Source organism: Roseovarius sp. D0-M9, from assembly GCF_037083805.1.
Lineage (GTDB): Bacteria > Pseudomonadota > Alphaproteobacteria > Rhodobacterales > Rhodobacteraceae > Roseovarius.
In genome coordinates, this window is the sequence record NZ_JBAPKZ010000082.1 from 1 (window position 1) to 5,928 (window position 5,928).

A 5,928-nucleotide genomic window follows, 5' to 3' on the forward strand; every position below is an offset into this window, starting at 1 on the left:
CCAGGTCATGCGCGATGAAAAGATAGCTGAGGCCCATCTCCTCCTGCAGGTCCATCATCAGGTTGATGACCTGCGCCTGCACCGAAACGTCAAGCGCCGAGACAGGTTCGTCCGCGATGATGATCTCGGGGCTGAGCGCAAGGGCGCGCGCGATGCCAAGGCGCTGGCGCTGGCCGCCGGAAAACTCGTAGGGAAAGCGGTGCATCGCATCGGGGCGCAGGCCGACGCGCGAGAAAAGATCGGCCACCTTCTCCAGCCGGGCGCGGCGCGAGCCAGTGTCGAAATTGCCCAGCGGTTCGGCCACGATGTCCTGAGCGCGCATCCGCGAATTGAGCGAAGCGTAGGGATCCTGAAAGATCACCTGCATCTCGCGGCGGTGCTTCAGCATCTTTTTGCGGCTGAGATGGGTGATGTCCTCGCCCTTGAGCAGAACCTGTCCTTCGGTCGCGTCCTCAAGCCTCAGGATCGTCTTGCCGACGGTGGATTTGCCGCAGCCGCTCTCGCCGACGATGCCCAGGGTCTCACCTGCATCGACGCTGAAACTGATACCATCGACGGCATAGACCCGCGCCTGCTCGCGATTCAGAAGACCGCCCCTGATCGGGAAGTGCTTGGCGAGGTTCCTGACCTCGAGAAGAGGGGTTTTGGTGTTCATGCGGTCCAGTCCGGTAGGTTGGCGCTTTCCCAACAAGCCGCCAGATGATCGGGCTTTTTCAACTCCAGCGGTGGGTATTTCTCGCGGCAGTGATCCTGCGCAAAGGGGCAGCGCGCGGCGAAGGTGCAGCCGGGCGGCAGATCGGTCAGCGCTGGGACGATGCCGGGGATTTCCGACAGCCGAGCGCCCTTTTCGGGCGCCTCGTCGCCCGTGATGCGCGGCACCGAGCGCATGAGGCCGCGCGTATAGGGATGCTGTGGGCGCTCGAAGATCTCGATAACGTCCGCCTCTTCGACCTTGCGGCCAGCATACATGACCAGCACGCGGTCGCACATTTCGGCCACGACGCCCAGATCGTGCGTGATGAGAATTATCGCGGTCTTCATCTTGTCGCGGATTTCTTCCATCAGGGCGAGGATCTGCGCCTGGATGGTCACGTCGAGCGCCGTCGTCGGCTCGTCCGCGATGAGGACAGACGGATTGCACGACAGCGCCATCGCGATCATCACGCGCTGGCGCATTCCGCCCGAGAGCTGGTGCGGGTATTCGCCCAGACGGCGGCGCGGCTCGGGGATATGGACCAGCTCCATCATCTCCTGCGCGTGGTCCAGCGCGGCCTTGGGCTTCATCCCTTGGTGCAGCATGATCGCCTCGGTCAGCTGATCGCCGATGGAAAGGACCGGGTTCAGCGACGACATCGGATCCTGGAAGATCATCGAGATATCATTGCCGCGGATCTTGCGCATGTCGGCATCGCTGGCCTTCAAGAGGTCGCGCCCGTTGTAGCGGATCTCGCCCGAGGCGTAGCGCGCAGGCGGGCTGGGAACCAGCTGCATGACCGAGAGCGAGGTGATTGACTTGCCGCAGCCACTCTCGCCGACAATGCCCAGGATCTCGCCCGGCCGCACAGCGAAGCTGAGGCCATCCACCGCCTTGACCACCCCATCGCGTGTGTCGAAATGCGTGCGCAGGTCGTCCAGCTCCAGCACCGGATCGGCAGTGCGGTCGAACTGGCGGGGCGCGTCCATCGTTTCGGTATCGGCCATGGCTCAGACACTCCTTTGCATGCGCGGATCCAGCGAGTCGCGCAGACCGTCGCCGAAGGTGTTGATGGCAAAGACGGTGATAGCGAGGAACATTCCGGGATAAAGGATGATCGCCGGCGTCTGGAAGAAGAACATGCGCCCCTCGGCCATGATGTTGCCCCAGCTGGGAACCTCGGGCGGCGTGCCGGCCCCGACGAAGCTGAGGTACGCCTCGAAGATGACAGCCTGCGCGCAGATATAGGTCGCCTGCACGATCAGCGGCGGAATGGTGTTGGGCAGGATGTGCCGAATGAGGATGCGCGGCGTCGAGGTACCCGCGGCGATGGCTGCCTGCACGTAGAGCTGATCGCGCAGCATCAGCACGACCGAGCGGACAAGGCGCACGACGCGCGGCACCTCGGGAATGGTCAGCGCCAGAATCACGTTTGGCACGCTAGAGCCCCAGAGCGCCACGAGCGCGATCGCCAGCAGAATCGACGGAATCGACATCAGCGCGTCCATAACCCGCATGAGAACGGCATCGACCTTGCGCATGAAGCCCGAGACGAGCCCGATCACGAGGCCAAAGCCCGTCGCGAGCGTCGCCACCGACAGGCCCACCACCAGCGAGACCTGCCCGCCATGCAGCACCCGGCTGAAGAGGTCGCGGCCATACATGTCGGTGCCGAAGAACGCCTCGCCCGAGGGCGATTGCAGGCGGTCGCGGGGCGATTGTTCCATCGGACCGGGCAGGCCAAGCCAAGGCGCAATGAAGGACAAGAGCGCCATTACCAACAGAACACTGAGCCCGAAAAGCATCGTCGGATTGCGGCGGAGGCTCTCGATCACGACGCCGGCACGGTGACGCAGGCGGGCCGAGAGGGGCGGATCCTTGATCGTGTCGGTCATGCGGGCGGCTCCGTCGTCAGTAGCGGATACGCGGATCGAACAGCACATAGCTAAGGTCGACCAGCAGGTTCAGAAGAACGTAGGTGAAGGAAAAGACGAGTATCACGCCTTGGATCACTGGGTAGTCGGTGCGCAGGACCGCATCGACCGTCAGGCGTCCGAGGCCGGGAATGGCAAAGACCGTTTCGGTCACCACCACCCCGCCGATCAGCAGCGCGACACCAAGGCCGATGGTCGTGCTGATCGGCACCATCGCATTCTTGAGCGCGTGCTTGACCAGCACCTTGCGCGTCGCCAACCCCTTGGCATAGGCGGTGCGCACGTAATCCTCGTTCAGCACTTCCAGCATAGTGGCCCGCGTCATCCGCGCGATCAGGGCCATGTAGACCGCCCCCAGCGCCAGCGCGGGCAGCGTGATATGCGCAAGAAAGCCGGTGAAGCTGTCGAAGATGCTGGTATAGCCCTGCACCGGAAACCAGCCCAGCTTGCGCGAGCCGCCAAGGATGAGCAGGTAGCCGATGACGAAGACCGGCACCGAAAATCCGAAAACCGCCAGCGTCATAACCGCCCGGTCGATCCACGTGCCCACTTTCCACGCGGCGATGACGCCTAGCGGTATGGCCAGCGCGATGGCGATCAACATGGTGCAAAGCGTCAGCATCAATGTCGGCTCGACCCGTTGGCCGATAAGGGTGGTTACGGGCAGGCCGGAATAGATGGACTTGCCCATGTCACCCTGCAGCAAGTTGCCGGCCCAGCCGATGAATTGCTGGTAGAGCGGCTCGTTCAGGCCGAGTTGGCGGCGGATCTCATCGACCTGCTGTGGCGTGGCGAAGTCGCCCGCGATGATAAGCGCCGGGTCACTGGGGCTGAGATGCAGCAGCATGAAGACGAAAACGGCGACCAGCGCCATGATCGGGATCGTCGCGATGAGTCGGCGGATGATGTAAACGATCATTCTGATGCTCCGTCCCGATGAAATGCGTACCGAAGAAAATGGCGGCACGTTGCATCATGCCACGCGCCGCCAAAGGCCGGGAGTTTTTATTCAACCGAGATGTTCCAGAAGAACGGCACCGGCGCCTCGAGCACACCGCCCACGTTGTTGCGATAAGCCGTCGGCTGGTAGTATTGCCCGGTCGGAATATAGGGCACGAAATCATAAAGCTCGGCCTGCAGTTCCTCGACGATGGCCTTCTGCTTCTCGACATCGGTTTCTTGGGCAAAGGCGTTGCGCAGATCCTCGATCTTCTGGTTTTCAGGCCAGCCGAACCAGGCGTTGTCACCCGACGCCGCGACCGAGATATTGGTGATCGGGTTCAACTGATCCGCCGCGAGCCACCAGGTGGGAAAGATATTCCAGCCGCCATCTTCAGGCGCCTCCCGCACCGCACGGCGCGAAGTCATCGTCGCCCAGTCAAGCGCCGCCAGTTCGACGGTCATCCCAATGTCGCGCAACGCCTGCGCCGTCACCAGCGCCTGGCCATGCGCCACCGGCACGTCGGTCGGATCGAGGATCACGACCGGCGTGCCGTCATACCCGGCCTCTTCCAAGAGCGCCTTGGCCTTCTCGATGTCCTTCTCGCGCAGCGGTTCACTGCCGACATCGGTCTCGTAGGGGCCGCCGCACATGAAGTAGGCACCGCAGAACTCTTCAAAATACTGAGGATCGCCCATGATCGAATACATGTAATCGGCCTGCTGGACCGACCACAGCGCAGCCTGGCGCACCAGCTTGTTATCGAAAGGCGGGTGCTTGAAGTTGAAGCGGATGACGCCCTGGGTGCCGAGAGGGTCGACCGTCTCGACCTTGATGTCGGGATCAGACTGGATCATGGGCAAAAGATCGACGGCAGGCTGTTCGTAGTAATCAACTTCGCCGGCCATCAGGGCCTGGCTGGCGGTTGCGGCGTCAGGGATGTAGCGCCATTCGACCCGGTCGACGTTCGCGACCTTTCCGCCCGCAGCGTAGCTGGCGGGTTCGTCGCGCGGGACGTAATCCTCGAATTTCTCGTAGATCACCTGGTTGCCCGGCTGCCATTCATCCGCAACGAACTTGAATGGACCCGAGCCGATGATCTCCTCGATCTGCGCGTTCGGGTCGGTATCTGCAAGCCGCTTGGGCATGATGAAAGGGACGTTGGACGAGATCTTGCCCAGCGAGGCCAGCACGAGGCCGTAGGGCTCGCTCAAGGTCAGCTCGAGCGTCTTGTCGTCAACCGCCTCGACGCTCTCGGTGACGCGCATCAGCTTCTGCCCCATGCCGTCGCGCTGACCCCAGCGCTTGATCGACGCGACCGCATCCTCTGCGGTAACAGGCTCACCATCGTGGAATTTCAGCCCCTCGCGCAGGGTGATCGTGTAGGTCAGACCATCCTCGCTGACCTCGTGCCCTTCGGCCATCTGCGGCTGAACCTCCAGGTTCTCATCCATCGCAAAGAGCGTGTCGAACACAAGGTAGCCGTGATTCCGCGTGATATATGCAGTCGTCCAGATTGGATCGATGTTGCGCAGATCAGCATGAGGAACGACCTTGAGCACGGATTCAGCCAAAGCCGGCGCAGCCATGCCCAGACCGGCGGCAATGACTGTGCCAGTCAATGCGAGCTGGCGCATCGGTGCTGACAGATAGTTAAAAGTAGTGTGTTTTGTCATTTTTTTATCTCCCTGTTTTTTGGACGATTTGTGCACACAAAGTTGCGCGCCCGCCCCCCAGTCTTTACGCGCGCCCCTCCTCAAGAGCACATCCTCCTATCAATAGCCTATGCGCATTCCTCGCGTTCATGCAAGTATCTTGCATGGATTTGCGTGCAGTGGCGTGAAGATGAAATTGAAAAGCTGACAACGCCGCATGATGAGGCTAAAGCGAAGTCCCAGCGCAAAGGAGGAACCAATGATCGGTCCGCGGATCAAGTCAGCCAGACGGCTCAGGAACATGACGCTCAAGGAATTGGCCGCCAGCAGTGGCACCTCCGAAGGGCACATGTCCAAAATCGAGAACGGCAAGACGGACGCCTCATTGGCATTGCTGCACCGGATCACGCAGACACTGGGGGTGAACCTCGATGTGTTCTTTGACGAACCAGACGAGATGGAACGATCAGTTTCACGCGCAGGCACGCGTCCAGTATTGGAAATTGATAGGGGTCGGCAAGGCACGGGAATCAGCCTCGAACGCGTGATCCCCTGCACGCCAGATCACATGCTTCAATGCAACATCCACATCGTCGAGCCAGGAGGATCGAGCGATGGGCAGATCGACCATATCGGCGAAGAGATGGGCTTTGTTCTCGAAGGACAGATCGAACTGATACTGACCGATGAGACATTTCTATTAGG

At 61.3% G+C, this 5,928-nt stretch carries 6 protein-coding genes; 1 reads left to right on the forward strand and 5 read right to left on the reverse strand.

Translation table 11 applies throughout. The features are described from left to right. From V8352_RS21200 to V8352_RS21220, 5 genes are all read right to left on the reverse strand, one after another. On the reverse strand, positions 1-655 hold a 655-nt coding region (locus V8352_RS21200), incomplete at its 3' end, for a dipeptide/oligopeptide/nickel ABC transporter ATP-binding protein (protein ID WP_336426245.1). Continuing rightward, positions 652-1,701 carry an ABC transporter ATP-binding protein gene (locus tag V8352_RS21205; protein ID WP_336426246.1) on the reverse strand — a complete coding sequence of 350 codons (1,050 nt, stop codon included), beginning with the start codon at positions 1,699-1,701 and terminating at the stop codon, positions 652-654. The genes V8352_RS21200 and V8352_RS21205, both read right to left, overlap by 4 nt. 3 nt (positions 1,702-1,704) lie before the next feature. Next, positions 1,705-2,589, reverse strand: a complete 885-nt coding sequence (locus tag V8352_RS21210) for an ABC transporter permease (protein ID WP_336426247.1) — start codon at positions 2,587-2,589, stop codon at positions 1,705-1,707. Between the two features lie 16 nt (positions 2,590-2,605). After that, positions 2,606-3,547: an ABC transporter permease gene (locus V8352_RS21215; RefSeq protein WP_336426248.1), complete on the reverse strand. Its 942-nt coding sequence runs from the start codon at positions 3,545-3,547 to the stop codon at positions 2,606-2,608. A gap of 86 nt (positions 3,548-3,633) precedes the next feature. Beyond that, positions 3,634-5,244: an ABC transporter substrate-binding protein gene (locus V8352_RS21220; RefSeq protein WP_336426249.1), complete on the reverse strand. Its 1,611-nt coding sequence runs from the start codon at positions 5,242-5,244 to the stop codon at positions 3,634-3,636. Positions 5,245-5,482: 238 nt separating this feature from the next. Here V8352_RS21220 and V8352_RS21225 point away from each other — a divergent pair. Then, positions 5,483-5,928: helix-turn-helix domain-containing protein (locus tag V8352_RS21225; RefSeq protein ID WP_336426250.1), on the forward strand; the 446-nt coding region annotated here is incomplete at its 3' end.